This is a genomic window from Tessaracoccus sp. SD287, from assembly GCF_017355265.1.
Classification (GTDB): Bacteria; Actinomycetota; Actinomycetes; order Propionibacteriales; family Propionibacteriaceae; genus Aestuariimicrobium.
The window spans coordinates 141974-157278 of sequence record NZ_JADIJQ010000003.1 but is presented as its reverse complement, the minus strand read 5'-3'; the positions used below and the strand labels follow the sequence as shown (position 1 = coordinate 157278).

Below are 15305 nucleotides of genomic sequence, written 5' to 3'. Positions count from 1 at the left end.
GCGTCCACCGCCCCCACCACGGCGGTCATGTCGGTCACCCCCAGGCAGGACTCGCCGAACTCCACCCGCCGCCGCGCGAGCTGGGCCGCGTGGTCATCCTCGGATTCCTCGCGCAGGGTGTCCATGACGCGGGCCTTGACCAACTCCAACAGCCGGGTGAACGCCATCGACTCGACCAGCACGTCGATCTCCTCATCCAGGTCCAACGCTTGGTAGTAGGACATCCTGTGGGTGACCGATGCCACCTCGCACGCCTGCCACACCCGCAGCCCACCAGCCATCACCCGCGCCCAGAGCTGGGGTAGCCGGTGCCGCACCGCCAGGGCCAGACCGATCTCGACGCGGACCTTCTCCTCCGACAACCGCAACGCCGCCGCCACCTCCAGGGTGCAGAACTCAGCCACCCCCGGGGTCCCGTCCCCGCCCCACTGCATCAACCGCTCCGTCCCGGACAGCACCGGCCCATCATCGGGGACGTAGCGGTACTGGTCGGCGAACTCCGCGAAACAGCGGAACTGGTCGGCCTCGGCACGCTTCTTCGCCTCGAACGCCGCATTCAGCTCGGCCAGCTTCTGCCGCGCCCCCGCCGCACTGAAACTCGCACCACTTGATCGCATTCCACTGGGCTGCTGACCAGTGTTACCTGGCTGGTGACCAGTGGTACGTGCTGCGCTGGATCCCATTCGGACCACCCCGCCTCTGCTTGAACCATGTCCGAATCACCGTCGACTCGAACCTATGTACTATTCTCTCATGCGTGTGTCCCATTGACAAGGCTTGGTGTGCAATTCCTCGATCTTTTTCGCTCGGAACCACGGCCACGAAGAATGTGATGTCTCAGGACATCGGTGACAGTTGGTCCATCAGATCTTCGGTGACGGTGTTGGATTGTTTGGAGCCTCTTCCGCGGAGTCTGCCGTTACCGACGTAGGTGAACCCTGGTCAGGGGGAGTGTGTTCGGTCGAGACTTCGCCCTCGAGGTCGGCGACGGTTGTTCAGAGATCGCGACGGTCACGGTCGTCGATGGATTCATTGGAGACACCGCCAGAGCCTTGCCCAAGTGTCACCACCCGGGACGCCCGAAGTGTCACTAATGTGCTGATGAAGATTCATTACCGATGTCCTGAGACATAACACCCATGTTCTGTGACACAACTCTCGGAAGTGTGAAAGACACCCAAGGGGACGAACCGCATAGCCGGCATCCGAGGGGATCCGAGGCTCGGCGGTGGGTCGAAGGGGACTCGGAGCTCGGCCAGCCCTGGTGGCGATCGTGTGAGCGAATGCCGAGGGACCAACTGCGGCCCGCGCCAGGTCTTCGGCGGGTTCTCGACCCCACCCGCCGAGTACAGTGACGGCGTGCGCATCTTCACCAACCTGAACCTGAATGGATCGGCCCCGACGCGGGTCCAGCCCAAGGTGGGCGAGTGGGGTCCGCAGATGGTGCCCACCACCGCGGCGAAGAAGCGGATGCGGATCTGGGCCTCGCTGGCGCTGCTGGTGGCAGTCGCGGCACTCTTCGGGCTCGGGTACTACTTCTACAAGGCCCTCACCGGCGGCTGAGCCACCGCCCGGCGCCTCCTGGCGACGGCTGCCTACTGGGCCAGCGCGGCCAGGTGCTGCAGTCGACGCACCTCGGACTCGAGGAACTCCGGGCCGCCCTGGCGACCCACCACCAGCGCGTGCTCCCCGGGCATCGGCGTCACCGCCACCCACGTCTCACCCCAGCCCGGCAACCAGCCCTCGGGCTGTTCGACGGTGTGGGCCTGGTGGAACGGAGCGAACAGCTCACATGCAGGTCGGTCAAGCTCCGGTGCCAGCCCCGAAGAGCACACCACGTGACGATCCGCGTCCAGGATCAGTGCCCACTGGGAGTGGAATACCGTGGGAACCGCCTCGACCAGGATGTGCAGTGCCTGACCGGGCTCGGCGGTCATCCGGTTCAGCGTGTCGATGTCCGAGGCCAGCCCCCAGTTCTCCGGGTAGCGCGACAGCCACAGCACCCGGACATCCTCAAGACTGGCGCAGGCGGAGATCAGGGTGTCAGGCAGGGCATCTGGCGGCATCGTCAGCATGAAGTCGTTGATGGCGAAGCCGGGCCCCTTCTCGACGATCTCGATGGCGGCGATGTCGGCTCCGGCGGTGCCCATGGCGGTCGCCACTGCACCCAGGGAGCCTGGTCGGTCGGGAAGGCGGACACGAAGTAGTAGCACAGGCTCATCCTTTCACGGCCGCGGCCACCGCCCGGTTACCGGCGGGTGCCGATCGTGTTTCGTCCCCGCCCCGTGGTGGGGGCCGGCCCGTTCTCGCCGGGGCCCTAGGATGGGCTGGAACCCCGACCATTGCAGGAGAGCACTGTGGCCCTGAGCCCTGAAGATGTCGCCCGGCTGGCCGCCCTGGCCCGCATCGAGTTGACCGACGACGAGCAGGTGGCACTCGCCCCGCAGCTCGACGTCATCCTTGAGTCCGTCGCCAGCGTCGCCGGACTCGCCGGCGACGACATTGAGCCGCAGTCACATGCCCTGCCGTTGACCAACGTCTTCCGCGCCGACGAGGTGCGTCCCACTCTCGGCGCTGCCCACGCCCTGGCAGCAGCCCCCGCCAGCGAGGACGACCGTTTCCGCGTCCCCCGCATCCTGGACCAGGAGGACTGATGACCCACGACATCCTCACCGCGACCGCTGCCGAACTGGCCCGTCGCATCGCCACCGGCGAGCAGAGCTCCGTCGAAATCACCCAGGCCCACCTGGACCGCATCCACGACATTGACGGCGACGTGAATGCCTTTTTGGCGCTGGACGAACAGCGCGCCCTGGACACCGCGTCCCGCGTCGACGCCAAGCGTGCCGCCGGGGAACCGCTCTCACCCCTGGCCGGGGTGCCGATCGCCGTCAAGGACCTGCTCTGCTACGAAGGGCTGCCGACCACCGCCTCGTCCAAGATGCTGGAGGGCTGGATTCCGCCCTACTCGTCGACCGTTGTCAACAAGCTGGTCAGCAATGACCTGGTGATCCTGGGCAAGACCAACCTGGACGAGTTCGCCATGGGCTCCTCGACCGAGACCTCGGCCTTCGGCGCCACCCACAACCCGTGGGACCTGGACAGGATCCCCGGCGGCTCCGGCGGTGGCTCGTCGGCGGCCCTGGCTGCCTTCCAGGCGCCGTTGGCCATCGGCACCGACACCGGCGGCTCGATCCGCCAGCCCGCCTCGGTCACCGGCACCGTCGGGGTGAAGCCCACCTATGGCGGCGCCTCGCGCTACGGGATCATCGCCATGGCGAGCTCCCTCGACCAGCCCGGCCCCTGCGCCCGCACCGTCGAGGACACCGCGCTGCTGCACGCCATCATCGGCGGCTACGACCCGATGGACTCCACCTCCATCAACGCGCCGGTGCCGCCAGTGGTCGCGGCCGCCCGCAACCCCGACGTCCGGGGCATGCGCATTGGCGTCGTCAAGGAGTTCAGCGGCGAGGGCTACGCACCGGGGGTCGAGCAGCGCTTCGCTGAATCGGTCGCCCTGCTGCAGGCCGCCGGTGCCGAGGTGGTCGAGGTCAGCTGCCCGCACTTCGTGCACGCCCTGGCCACCTACTACCTGATCATGCCCGCCGAGGTGTCCTCGAACCTGGCCCGCTACGACGCCATGCGCTACGGGCTGCGCGTCGGCGACGACGGCGCCAACTCCACCGAGGAGGTGATGCGGCTCTCGCGCGGCCAGGGCTTCGGCGCCGAGGTCAAGCGCCGCATCATCATTGGCACCTACGCCCTGTCCAGCGGCTACTACGACGCCTACTACGGGTCGGCACAAAAGGTGCGCACCCTGATCAGCCGCGACTTCCAGGCCGCCTTCGAGCAGGTCGACGTCCTGGTCTCGCCGTCGACGCCCACCACCGCCTTCAAGCTGGGGGAGCGCATCGACGACCCGCTGGCCATGTACCGGGCCGACCTGTGCACCATTCCGGCCAACCTGGCCGGTGTGCCCGCCGCCAGCTTCCCCGCCGGCATCGCCCCCGAGGACGGCCTGCCGGTCGGCTTCCAGGTGATGGCCCCGGCCATGGCCGACGAGCGCCTCTACACCGTCGGCGCGGCGCTCGAGCGCGCCCAACTCGACGCCTGGGGCGCACCGTTCACCAGCCAGATCCCGTTCCTGCAGAAGTCGGAGGCATGAGATGAGCCAGATCATGGACTACGACGAGGTCCTGGAACGCTTCGACCCGGTGATGGGTCTTGAGGTCCACGTCGAGCTCAACACCGCCTCGAAGATGTTCTGCGGCTGCCCCACCGACTTCGGCGGCGAACCCAACAGCCAGACCTGCCCGGTCTGCCTGGGCCTGCCCGGCGCCCTGCCGGTCATCAACGGCAAGGCCGTCGAGTCCGCCATCCGGATCGGTCTGGCACTCAACTGCGAGATCGCCAGCTGGTGCCGGATGGCGCGGAAGAACTACTTCTACCCGGACATGCCCAAGGACTACCAGATCAGCCAGTACGACGAGCCCATCGCCTACAACGGCTGGGTCGAGGTCGAGGTGGACGGCGAGACCTTCCGGATCGAGGTCGAACGGGCCCACATGGAGGAGGACACCGGCAAGTCGCTGCACATGGGCGGTGCCACCGGACGCATCTCGGGTGCCGACTACTCACTGCTCGACTTCAACCGCGCCGGGGTGCCCCTGGTCGAGATCGTCACCAAGCCCATCGTCGGCGTCGGCGAGAAGGCACCCCAGGTGGCCCGCGCCTACGTGGCCGCGCTGCGCGACATCCTGCGCGCACTGGACGTCTCCGACGTCAGGATGGAGCAGGGGTCGCTGCGCTGCGACGCCAACCTGTCGCTGATGGCCAAGGACGCGACCGAGTTCGGCACCCGCACCGAGACCAAGAACGTGAACTCGCTGAAGTCGGTCGAGGGTGCGGTGCGCCACGAGATGTGCCGTCAGGGCGCGATCCTGGCCGCCGGTGGGGTCATCAAGCAGGAGACCCGGCACTGGCAGGAGACGATTGGCGAGACGGCACCGGGACGCTCCAAGGAGACCGCCGAGGACTACCGCTACTTCCCCGAGCCCGACCTGGTGCCGATCGCCCCGTCCAGCCAATGGGTCGAGGAGTTGCGGGCCACCCTGCCCGAGCCCCCCGCCGAACGGATGCGCCGCCTGGTCGCCGAGTGGGGTTACAGTGACCTCGAACTGCGCGACGTGCTGGGGGCCGACGCCGTCGACGTCATCGACGCCACCGTGCAGGCCGGTGCCAGCCCGCAGTCGGCCCGCAAGTGGTGGGTCGGTGACCTGGTCCGCCGCGCCAACGAGGCCGGTGTCGAGCTGGCCGCGGTGGGCATCACCCCCGCCCAGGTCGCCGCCCTGCAGGCACTGGTCGACGAGGGCACCATCAATGACAAGCTGGCCCGCCAGGTCATCGACGGCGTCATTGCCGGTGAGGGGGAGCCCGCCGAGGTGGTCGCGGCCCGAGGTCTGGCCGTGGTCTCCGACGACGGGGCGCTGTCGGCCGCCGTCGACGCCGCCATTGCCGCCAACCCGGGGGTCGCGGACAAGATCCGCGGTGGCAAGGTGCAGGCCGCCGGTGCCCTCATCGGTGCCGTGATGCAGCAGATGAAGGGTCAGGCGGACGCCGCACGAGTGCGCGAGCTCATCATCCAGAAGCTGGCGTGACCGCCCAGAACTCGTCCTGAACGTCGCCGGGGTCGCCGATGATGTCCACGTCGGCCACCCCGCGACGTCCCGACAGCCACAGCAGGATCTCCGAGGGCTTGCCGACCAGCGTCACCGTGCGTGAACCAGCCTTGACCCGCAGCGGCTCCTCGGGGTCGAGCGCGTTCTCGACCACCACACCGGTGGGGGCCTTGCGCAGCAGCAGCCGTGCCTGGACTGCCACCTGACGCCACAGCAACCGCTCGTGGTCGACCAGCAGCAGCCGCGGCTCGGCGGGCGTCGCACCGGCGCGGCGCACGTCCTCGTGATGGATGAAGAACTCGGCGCTGTTCATGGCGGTGTCCAGACCGGGAACCGCGCCGACGACCCGGCTGCCGCGGCGCACGCGTTCCACCACCTGGGTCCACGAGCCCTGGGCCAGGACGGCATCCATCCGCTTGCGGGTGAATCCCTCGAGCCGATTGATCCCGATCCCCACGGCCCCCACGGGGTCGGACTCGCGCACGACCAGGTGGGCGGCCAGGTCGCCGGTGGTCCAGCCGTCGCACAGCGTGGGTGCCTGGGGGCCGAGGTCGTCGAACAGGTCCGCGAGCAGGGCTCGCTCCGACTGGGCGAAGGTGGTCATGGCCCCAACCTAGGGCAGTGCGCCAAGCGATGGGTCCGGAACTGTGTGACAAATCTCATCTTGATATCGAGAGATCTGTCTTGACGTTAAGACACTCTTCGTTTGATACTGGATTCACAAGCGCCGGACGACAACGTTGTCCCCGGCCGAACCCAAGGAGCGCGCACGTGACGCACGCACAGGCCCTGCCCTCACATCCCACGCCCACCACCGTCGCCGACATCACCGACGAGTGCCCCCGCCGCGAGGCCACCCCCGCCGACTTCATCGCGGTGGCCGACTCCCTCGAGTACAAGTCCCTGCGCTCGACCTTCGTCACCTTCGCCTTCTCGATGACGATTGCCGCGCTCATCGCCTACTTCAGCTACGTGATCGCCTCGGTCTACGCCGTCGACTTCATGCGCCAGCCGTTCCTGGGCCTGCGCGGCACCAACCTGGGCATCGTCCTGGGCCTGGCGCAGTTCGCCATCGTCTGGGTCTGGACCAGCATCTACGTCCGGTTCACCGACAAGAAGATCGACCCCCGCTCCGACGCCCTGAAGGCCACCCTCGAGGGAGGTGCCGCATGATCACCGCACTCGAAAGCCAGTACGGCAACACCGCCATCAACATTGGCGTCTTCGCCCTGTTCGTGGTCGCGACCCTGGGCATCGTCATCTGGGTGAGCCGCCGCAAGACCAAGGCCACCGACTTCTACACCGGCGGCGGCTCCTTCAGCGGACGCCAGAACGGCGTGGCCATTACCGGCGACTACCTGTCGGCGGCAGCCTTCCTGGGCGTGACTGGCGCCATCGCCCTGTCCGGCTACGACGGCCTGCTCTACTCGGTCGGCTTCTTCGTCGCCCTGCTGGTGGCCCTCTACCTGGTCGCCGAACGGATGCGCAACACCGGCAAGTTCACCATGGCCGACGTGCTCAGCTTCCGGATGAAGCAGAAGCCCATCCGCACCGCCGCCGCCACCTCCACGCTGGTCATCTCCTTCCTCTACCTGCTCGCCCAGATGGCCGGCGCCGGGGGTCTGGTGGCCCTGCTGCTCGGTGTCTCGGACAAGGGCATGCAGTCGCTGGTGATCGCCCTGGTGGGCGTGTTGATGGTCGTCTACGTCCTCATCGGCGGCATGAAGGGCACCACCTGGGTGCAGATGATCAAGGCGGTGCTGCTGATCACCGGCGCCGCGGTGATGAGCTTCCTGGTCCTCAAGGGCGAGGGATTCAACCTCAACAGCCTGCTGCTCGCCGCCCAGTCGGCGGGCCTCGACCCGGCCACCGGCACCGGCAAGGACCTGCTCGAACCCATGGTGAAGTACGGCGCCACCGACTGGACCAAGCTGTCCTTCATCTCCCTGTCGCTGGCCCTGATCGCCGGCCCGTCCGGCCTGCCCCACGTGCTGATGCGCTTCTACACCGTCCCCACCGCCAAGGAAGCGCGCCGTTCGGCAGTGTGGGCAATCATCCTGGTCGGCGTCTTCTTCCTGCTGACCCTGGTGCTCGGCATGGGTGCCGCGAAGCTGGTCGGCCAGAAGGCGATCCTGGCTGCCCCCGGCGGAGCCAACGCCGCCGCACCGCTGCTGGCCCTGAACCTGGGCGGTGAGGTCTTCATGGGCATCATCTCGGGTGTCGCCTTCGCCACCATCCTGGCCGTGGTGGCCGGTCTGACCATCACTGCCTCGGCCTCGTTCGCCCACGACGTCTACAACGAGATCCTCAAGGGCGGAAAGGCCAACCCCGAGACCGAGATCAAGGTCGCCCGGATCACCTCCGTGGTGATCGGCGTGCTCGCCATCCTGGGCGGCATTGCCGCCAACGGGCAGAACATCGCCTTCCTGATCTCGCTGGCCTTCGCCGTGGCCGCCTCGGCGAACCTGCCCTCGATCCTGTTCACCCTGTACTGGCGCCGCTTCAACACCCGCGGTTCGGTCTGGTCGATCTACACCGGACTGGTCGGCTCGGTGGTCCTGATCGTCTTCTCCCCGGCCATTTCGGGGTCGCGCACCTCGATGCTGGGGGCCGACGTGGACTTCGCCTGGTTCCCCCTGGACAACCCGGCCCTGGTCTCGGTGCCGCTGGCCTTCCTGGCCGGCATCGTCGGCACCCTGACCAGCAAGGAACGCGGCGACCTCGAGTTGGCCAAGGAGATGGAGGTTCGCTCCATGACCGGTGCCGGTGCTGGAGCCGCCATCAACCACTGAGGCAGCTTTCGTCCTAGGGTTGGCCCATGAGGACATCTCAGCGACCGGGGACGACCGCACGCCACGTCGGTGCCATCGAGACCGTGGACGCGGTCGTCGTCGGCGGCGGCCACCATGGCCTGGTGGCCGCCGCCGTCCTGGCCGATGCCGGCTGGGACGTGGTGGTGCTGGAGGCCAACGAGGTCGTCGGTGGCGCCGTCGCCTCGACCCAGCTCGACGGCTGGACCATGGACACCTTCAGTGCCTGCCACCCGCTCGCGGTCGCCTCACCGGTGCTGCGGGCACTGGAGCTGTCCGACCACGGACTCCAGTGGTGCCACGCCCCCCGTCCGCTCACCCACGTCGGCACCGCCGGTGACGACCACGGGGCAGCGCTGCACCCCGACCCCCAGCAGACCGCCGCCGACCTGGACGACCGCCGCGACGCCGACCAGTGGCTGCGCCTGGTCGAGCACTACCAGTCGATCAAGGGACCCCTGCTGGACGCGCTGCTGACCCAGTGGCCGCCGACCACCAGCGCCTGGCGACTGCTGCGTGCCGTGGGCGCCCCCGAGGTGCTCGACTTCGTCCGCTTCGCCCTGCTGCCGCTTGACCAGATGACCCGGGAACTGTTCTCGGGCCAGCGGGCGCGCGACCTGTTTGCCGGCAATGCCATGCACGCCGACATCCCCCCGCAGGCCCCCGGCAGCGGTCTGTTCGGCTGGTTGATGACGATGCTCGCCCAGGACGTCGGCTTCCCCTCGCCCCGGGGTGGCAGCGGCCAGCTGGCGCGTGCCCTGGCCAGTCGGGCCGAACAGGCAGGTGCCAGCATCCGCACCGGGGAAGCGGTCGTCCACATCGGCGTACGATCCGGCCGCGCCCAGGGCGTGGTCACCGCCGCGGGACACGCGATCCGGGCCCGACGGGCGGTGATCGCCAACACCAGCGCGCCGGCCCTGTACCGCCGCCTGCTGCCGACCAGCGCCGTGCCCGCAGGGCTGGCCGCCCGGCTGGAGCGCTTCGCCTGGGACCTGCCCACCATCAAGCTCAACTACCGCCTGTCGGCGCCGTTGCCGTGGACCGCCCGGCTGGCCCGCGGGGCCGGGGTCGTGCACGCCGGCCTGGACGCGGCCGGCCTGGGTCGGTGGAGCGCCGACCTGGAGGCCGGGGTGGTTCCCCGGGACGCGTTCGCCCTGGTCGGGCAGCTGAGCACCATCGACGCCTCCCGGTCCCCGGCCGGGCACGAGGCCCTGTGGCTCTACACCCACGCCCCGCGCGATCGAGCCGATCGCCGGACCGCCGACCAGGTCGCCGCGCGGACCGAGCAGATGCTGGACGGCTTCGCTCCCGGCTGGCGCGACCTGGTGATCGATCGCTGGGAGCAGTACCCGGCCGACCTGGCGGCCGCCGATGACAACCTCGGCATGGGGGCGGTCGGTGGCGGCACCATGCAACTGTTCCAGCAGGCCATCTGGCGTCCGGCCACCGGACTCGGCGGGCCCGGCACGCACGTGGACGGCCTGTACCTCGCCTCGGCAGCCACCCACCCCGGGGGCGGCGTCCACGGCGGCGCGGGCTACCTGGCGGCCCGGGCCGCGCTGCGGGAGCAACGCTGGTGGGGGCGACCGGTGCGTCAGCTGCGGCTGGCGGGCCTGCACGGTCTGTACGCCCAGCCCCCTGCGCTCGGCTGAGGGGTCAGGGGCTGGTGCGTCGCTCGGCCAGCAGGGCCAGTCGGTGCAGCGTCTCGCGATTGCGCGCCAGCACCCCGGCCTGGCGCACCCGCTCGGGCACCAGCTTGGCCGGACCACTGATCACGTCCTCGGAGATCCGAATGGTGGCACCGTCCCCGTGCTCGGCCAGCGTGATCTCCACCACGGCCGAGCCCAGCGGGCGCCCCTTGGGCACCAGCCGCAGCCGGCGCCGGTGTTCGCATGCCTCGACGGTCGTCTCGTCGTCCAGCAACGCCGGCCAGACCCCGGCCGAGTGGTGCAGCTTGGCGCCGACCTCGGGCCAGTTTGCCGAGACCGCGCGCATCCGCGACGCGCCGACGACCCACAGCGGATAGGTCCAGCCGTCCGCCAGGACCTGCCAGACCTGGTCGACCGACGCCGATGTGTGCCGTTCCAGAGGTTCCATGCAGGTCATCACACCACAGCCCGGCCAGCGGCGGGGGAGCGTCACCGAGATTGCCCATAGACTCAAACCCATGTCCCTTGACCCCACCATCGCCGCCCGCCTCAAGCGCAATGACGCCGGGCTGGTCGCCGCCATCGCCCAGGACGTCGAGACCTCGGCCGTGCTGATGCAGGCATGGATGAATGACGAGGCGCTGCACCTGACGCTGACCACCGGTCTGGCCACCTACTGGTCGCGCAGCCGTGACGAGATCTGGGTCAAGGGCGCCACCTCGGGCCACACCCAGCGGGTCCGTGAGGTGCGCCTGGACTGCGACGGGGACACCATCCTGCTCCGGGTCGAGCAGCAGGGGGCCGCCTGCCACACCGGGGACGCCACCTGTTTCGACGCCGACGTGCTGCCGTTGGCCCGCCAGGAGCAGGCCGGATGAGCGCGCTGCAGATCAGCCCCACCCGCGAGGAGTTCCTGGCCCGCGCCGGTGACCCGTCGTGTCGGGTCATCGCCGTCCACGCCCGGATCATCGCCGACGACCAGACCCCGGTCGGCCTCTACCAGCGTCTGTGCGGCGAGCGGGAACTGACCTTCCTGCTGGAGTCGGCGGAGGCGGGCGCCTGGTCGCGGTGGTCGTTCATCGGCGTCAACGCCGGCTCCACCCTCTACGAGAAGGACGGCCGCGCCGCCTGGCTGGGCACCGTCCCCGAGGGCATCGACGCCGAAGGCGACCCGCTGACGGTCGCCGAGCAGATGCTGACGGCCTTCCACACCCCGGCCGATCCTGACCTGCCACCGCTCACCTCCGGACTGGTCGGCTACCTCGGCTACGACGTGGTGCGCCGCCTGGAGAAACTCCCCGACACCACCGTGGACGACCTGCAGGTGCCCGAGCTGTTGTTGATGATGGCCAGCGACATGGCCGTGTTCGACCACCACCGGGCCGAGCTGTGGCTGGTCGCCAATGCCATCAACCTGGACGCCACCGCCAACCGCGCCGAACAGGCCTATGACGACGCCGTCGCCCGGGTGGAGGCGATGGCGGCCACCCTGCGCCAACCGCACCAGTCCATGGTCGCCCGCCGCGGCCCCGCCATCTCGGCCGAGGAACTGGCCGGGCACATCACTCGCCAGCGCAGCAGCGAGGAGTTCCAGCAGATGGTGCGCGAGGCCGTCGAGCAGATCCGCGTCGGTGAGGTCTTCCAGGTGGTGCCCAGCCAGCGCTTCGAGCTGCCCTGCAGCGCCGACCCGCTGACCGTCTACCGCGAACTGCGGATGACCAACCCGAGCCCCTACCTGTTCCTGATGAGACTGCCGGGCTTCGCCATCGTCTCGGCCAGCCCCGAGGCGCTGGTGACCGTCCGCGACGGCCGGGCCACCACCCGACCCATCGCCGGCACCCGTCCCCGGGGCGCCACCCCCCAACAGGACCTGGCCCTGGAACGTGAGCTCAAGGCCGACCCGAAGGAACGGGCCGAGCACGTCATGCTGGTCGACCTGGGCCGCAATGACCTGGGACGGGTCTGCGTGCCGGGCACCGTCGAGGTCACCGAGTTCATGCAGGTGCACCGCTACTCCCACGTGATGCACCTGGAGGCCGAGGTGACCGGACGACTCGCCGAGGGCCACTCCAGCCTGGGTGCACTCCTGGCCTGCTTCCCCGCCGGGACCCTGTCGGGCGCACCCAAGGTGCGTGCCATGCAGATCATTGACCGGCTGGAGAAGACCCGCCGCGGCGTCTACGGGGGAGTGGTCGGCTACTTCGACTTCGCGGGCAATGCCGAGGTCGCGATCGCGATCCGCACCGCACTGGTCAAGGACGGCACCGCCTACGTCCAGGCCGGTGCCGGCATCGTCGCCGACTCCGACCCGCTCACCGAGGACCAGGAGTGCCAGCACAAGGCGATGGCGGCGCTCACCGCCGTCTGGCGCGCCCACCAGGTGGCCGACCTGTGAGCCGGCTGCGCTGGTACGGGCCCCTGCTGGCCGCCCTGGGCGGCATCAGTTGTGGCGCGTTCGGCGACAACCCGATCGGCTGGGCGATCGTGGCCGGGGCGGTGGTGCTGTTCGTGCTGGGCAACGGTGGCAAACGGATCCTCGGTGTGCTGATCGTGCTGGTCAGCCTGCTGGCGGGCTGGCTCACGCTGGACCTGAGCCCCCTCAACCCGCTCGGCGTCCTCGGCGCGGTGCTGGGGCTGGTCGGCGGCGTGCTCATCGTGGCAACCGCCGGCGCCTGGCCCAGCAGCCGGTCCCGGTTCGAACCGGGCGGTCGGGCCGTCAGCGCCGACGCGCCACCGCTGGAGGTGTGGAAGGCCATGGACGAGGGCCACGACCCCACCGAGGAGCCCGGGGCACCCCAGCTGGAATCGGACGAGGGCACGGGGCAAGCGCGATAGGCTGGACCGAGCCCCCACGGCGCGAGGAAGGACACACCATGGAACACAAGGACCCGCACCTCGAATCATTCGAGGTGACCACCGAGGCGCATGTGAACGGCAAGACCGTTCGCTACTACCACCACAGCCAGAGCCCGGCCATCTGGACCGGTGTGATCATGGCCGCCCTGGGATTCCTGGTCGCCGGCATCGGCGCCGTGCTCGGCCCCGCCTGGCTGCTGATCTACATCGGTGCCGCCCTGGTCGCCGGCTCGATCATCGTCACGCACATCCTCAAGGCCATGGGCCTGGGGCACGGCTGATCCGTGGGAGTACTTGACGACATCATCGTGGGGGTGCGCATCGACCTCGAGGAGCGGATGGCCCACACCAGCATCACGGACCTGGAGCAGACCCTGGCCGATGCTCCCGCACCGAGGGACCCACGGCCGGCCTTCCGCGCGCCCGGACTGGCCGTGATCGCCGAGGTCAAGCGCAAGAGCCCGTCCAAGGGCGACCTGGCCGAGATCGCCGACCCCGCCGAACTTGCCGCCGCCTATGCCAGCGGCGGGGCGGCAGCCATCAGCGTCCTGACCGAGAAGCGCCGCTTCGGGGGCAGCCTGACAGACCTGGACGCCGTGCGCGCCCGGGTCGAGGTGCCGGTGCTGCGCAAGGAGTTCATCGTCACCGACTACCAGTTGGTCGAGGCCCGCGCCCACGGTGCCGACCTGGCGCTGCTGATCGTGGCCGCACTCGACGACGCCGAGCTGCGTCGCCTGCACGACCTGACGGTGGCGCTCGGCATGGTGCCCCTGGTCGAGGTGCACACCGCCGAGGAGGCACGCCGCGCCGTCGACCTGGGCGCCGAGGTGATCGGCGTCAACAACCGCAACCTGCAGACCCTCGACGTCGACCTGGCCCAGTTCTCCCAGCTCGTCGCCCTGCTGCCCGACGACTGCATCAAGATCGCGGAGTCCGGCGTGATGGGCCCCGAGGACGCCGCCCGCCTGCACGGCGAGGGCGCCGACGTGCTGCTCGTGGGCGAGACCCTCGTCCGCCACCCCGAACCGACCACGGCCGTCCAGGCCCTGTTGAGGAGCATTGCCTCGTGAGTGACCACGACCAGTTCCAGCCCGATGCCCGCGGACACTTTGGCATCTTCGGAGGCAAGTACGTGCCCGAGGCGCTGCAGGCCGCGCTGGCCGAACTCGAACGCGAGTTCCGGGCCGCGATGGCAGATCCGGCGTTCCAGGCCGAGCTGGACGCCCTGCGCAAGAACTACTCCGGCCGTCCGACCCCGATCACCGAGGCGCACCGCTTCTCGCAGTACTGCGGCGACGCGCGGATCCTGCTCAAGCGTGAGGACCTGAACCACACCGGCAGCCACAAGATCAACAATGTGCTCGGCCAGGCGCTGCTCACCAAGCGGATGGGCAAGACCCGCGTCATCGCCGAGACCGGCGCCGGCCAGCACGGCGTCGCCACGGCCACCGCCGCCGCCCTGCTCGGGCTGGAGTGCAAGATCTACATGGGCCGCGTCGACACCGAGCGCCAGGCCCTGAACGTGGCCCGGATGCAGCTGCTGGGCGCCGAGGTGGTCGCGGTCGCCTCCGGCAGCCAGACCCTCAAGGACGCCATGAACGAGGCCATGCGCGACTGGGTCAGCACCGTGGACACCACCCACTACCTGATCGGCACCGTGGGTGGTCCGGCTCCTTTCCCCGAAATCGTCCGCGAGTTCCAGCGCGTCATCTCGACCGAGGCCAGGGCCCAGATGCTCGACCAGTTCGGCCAACTGCCCGACGCGGTGGCGGCCTGCGTCGGCGGCGGTTCCAACGCCATGGGCAGCTTCGCCGACTTCATCCCCGACCCGGACGTGGCCCTGTGGGGCTTCGAGGCCGGCGGCGACGGCATCCAGACCGGACGCCACGCGGCCCCGATCAGCGCCGGCCACGTCGGCGTCCTGCACGGGGCCCGGACCTACGTGCTGCAGGACACCGACGGGCAGACCGTCGAGTCCCACTCCATCTCCGCCGGCCTCGACTACCCGGGTGTCGGCCCCGAGCACTCGTGGTTGGCGCACACCGGACGCGCCGAGTACCAGCCGGTCACCGACGCCGAGGCCATGGAGGCCCTGTCGCTGCTGACCCGCACCGAGGGCATCATGCCTGCCATCGAGTCCGCCCACGGTCTGGCCGGCGCCCGCCGCCGGGCCCTGGAACTGACCGCCGAGGGCAAGCAGCCCACCATCCTGGTCTGCGTCTCGGGACGAGGAGACAAGGACGTGCCCACCGCCCTGAAGTGGTTCGGGCTGGACGGCACCCCCGACGAAGTGAAGGGCGAACTGGCATGAC

17 protein-coding genes are annotated in these 15305 nt (G+C 69.5%); 13 read left to right on the top strand and 4 right to left on the bottom strand.

Going from position 1 to position 15305, the window contains the following annotated elements; genetic code table 11:
- On the bottom strand, positions 1-617 hold a 617-nt coding region (locus IPV09_RS02515; protein ID WP_207473451.1), incomplete at its 3' end, for a DUF222 domain-containing protein.
- Positions 618-1359: 742 nt separating this feature from the next.
- Here IPV09_RS02515 and IPV09_RS02510 point away from each other — a divergent pair.
- Positions 1360-1563 carry a hypothetical protein gene (locus tag IPV09_RS02510; RefSeq protein WP_207473449.1) on the top strand — a complete coding sequence of 68 codons (204 nt, stop codon included), beginning with the start codon at positions 1360-1362 and terminating at the stop codon, positions 1561-1563.
- Positions 1564-1595: 32 nt separating this feature from the next.
- On the opposite strand, the gene IPV09_RS02505 is transcribed toward IPV09_RS02510, so the two are convergent.
- Positions 1596-2213, bottom strand: a complete 618-nt coding sequence (locus tag IPV09_RS02505; RefSeq protein ID WP_207473447.1) for an ACT domain-containing protein — start codon at positions 2211-2213, stop codon at positions 1596-1598.
- Positions 2214-2357: 144 nt separating this feature from the next.
- Here IPV09_RS02505 and gatC point away from each other — a divergent pair, with 144 nt between their 5' ends.
- Genes gatC through gatB form a run of 3 tightly spaced genes read left to right on the top strand, consistent with a single transcriptional unit; the run spans position 2358 to position 5657 of the window.
- Positions 2358-2654 carry an Asp-tRNA(Asn)/Glu-tRNA(Gln) amidotransferase subunit GatC gene (gene gatC, locus IPV09_RS02500; protein WP_207473444.1) on the top strand — a complete coding sequence of 99 codons (297 nt, stop codon included), beginning with the start codon at positions 2358-2360 and terminating at the stop codon, positions 2652-2654.
- A complete protein-coding gene (gene gatA / locus IPV09_RS02495) occupies positions 2654-4165 on the top strand; it encodes an Asp-tRNA(Asn)/Glu-tRNA(Gln) amidotransferase subunit GatA (RefSeq protein ID WP_207473442.1) in 1512 nt (503 codons plus the stop codon). Before gatC ends, gatA begins: the two co-directional genes overlap by 1 nt.
- Before the next feature lies 1 nt (position 4166).
- Positions 4167-5657: an Asp-tRNA(Asn)/Glu-tRNA(Gln) amidotransferase subunit GatB gene (gatB, locus tag IPV09_RS02490; RefSeq protein ID WP_207473440.1), complete on the top strand. Its 1491-nt coding sequence runs from the start codon at positions 4167-4169 to the stop codon at positions 5655-5657.
- Here the strand turns inward: gatB and IPV09_RS02485 are convergent.
- Complete coding sequence (locus IPV09_RS02485; RefSeq protein WP_207473439.1) at positions 5638-6282, bottom strand: TIGR03085 family metal-binding protein; 645 nt, start codon at positions 6280-6282, stop codon at positions 5638-5640. The genes gatB and IPV09_RS02485 overlap by 20 nt on opposite strands.
- 167 nt (positions 6283-6449) lie before the next feature.
- On the opposite strand from IPV09_RS02485, the gene IPV09_RS14390 reads away from it, so the two are divergent.
- From IPV09_RS14390 to IPV09_RS02470, 3 genes are read left to right on the top strand one after another with little or no spacing between them, the layout of a single operon-like run.
- Positions 6450-6851 carry a DUF485 domain-containing protein gene (locus IPV09_RS14390; protein ID WP_207473438.1) on the top strand — a complete coding sequence of 134 codons (402 nt, stop codon included), beginning with the start codon at positions 6450-6452 and terminating at the stop codon, positions 6849-6851.
- Complete coding sequence (locus IPV09_RS02475) at positions 6848-8470, top strand: cation acetate symporter (RefSeq protein WP_207473436.1); 1623 nt, start codon at positions 6848-6850, stop codon at positions 8468-8470. The genes IPV09_RS14390 and IPV09_RS02475 overlap by 4 nt, the downstream gene beginning before the upstream one ends.
- Positions 8471-8496: 26 nt before the next feature.
- Positions 8497-10140: an NAD(P)/FAD-dependent oxidoreductase gene (locus IPV09_RS02470; RefSeq protein ID WP_207473434.1), complete on the top strand. Its 1644-nt coding sequence runs from the start codon at positions 8497-8499 to the stop codon at positions 10138-10140.
- 4 nt (positions 10141-10144) lie between these two features.
- Here IPV09_RS02470 and IPV09_RS02465 read toward each other — a convergent pair whose 3' ends face one another.
- Positions 10145-10585: an SRPBCC family protein gene (locus tag IPV09_RS02465; protein WP_207473432.1), complete on the bottom strand. Its 441-nt coding sequence runs from the start codon at positions 10583-10585 to the stop codon at positions 10145-10147.
- A gap of 70 nt (positions 10586-10655) precedes the next feature.
- Between IPV09_RS02465 and hisI the strand changes: the two genes are divergently transcribed.
- The 6 genes from hisI to trpB are packed head-to-tail and all read left to right on the top strand — an operon-like array spanning position 10656 to position 15304.
- Positions 10656-11015: a phosphoribosyl-AMP cyclohydrolase gene (gene hisI, locus IPV09_RS02460; RefSeq protein ID WP_207473430.1), complete on the top strand. Its 360-nt coding sequence runs from the start codon at positions 10656-10658 to the stop codon at positions 11013-11015.
- A complete protein-coding gene (locus IPV09_RS02455; protein WP_207473428.1) occupies positions 11012-12532 on the top strand; it encodes an anthranilate synthase component I in 1521 nt (506 codons plus the stop codon). Before hisI ends, IPV09_RS02455 begins: the two co-directional genes overlap by 4 nt.
- Entirely contained in the window at positions 12529-12972 is a 444-nt protein-coding gene (locus tag IPV09_RS02450; RefSeq protein ID WP_207473426.1) for a Trp biosynthesis-associated membrane protein, read from the top strand. Before IPV09_RS02455 ends, IPV09_RS02450 begins: the two co-directional genes overlap by 4 nt.
- Before the next feature lie 38 nt (positions 12973-13010).
- The gene (locus tag IPV09_RS02445) at positions 13011-13274 is read left to right on the top strand and encodes an HGxxPAAW family protein (RefSeq protein WP_242681120.1); all 264 of its coding nucleotides are present in this window, start codon (positions 13011-13013) and stop codon (positions 13272-13274) included.
- 3 nt (positions 13275-13277) lie between these two features.
- A complete protein-coding gene (trpC, locus tag IPV09_RS02440; protein ID WP_207473424.1) occupies positions 13278-14063 on the top strand; it encodes an indole-3-glycerol phosphate synthase TrpC in 786 nt (261 codons plus the stop codon).
- On the top strand, positions 14060-15304 hold the full coding sequence (gene trpB, locus IPV09_RS02435) for a tryptophan synthase subunit beta (protein WP_207473422.1): 1245 nt from the start codon (positions 14060-14062) through the stop codon (positions 15302-15304). Before trpC ends, trpB begins: the two co-directional genes overlap by 4 nt.
- The last annotated feature ends 1 nt before the right edge of the window (position 15305 follow it).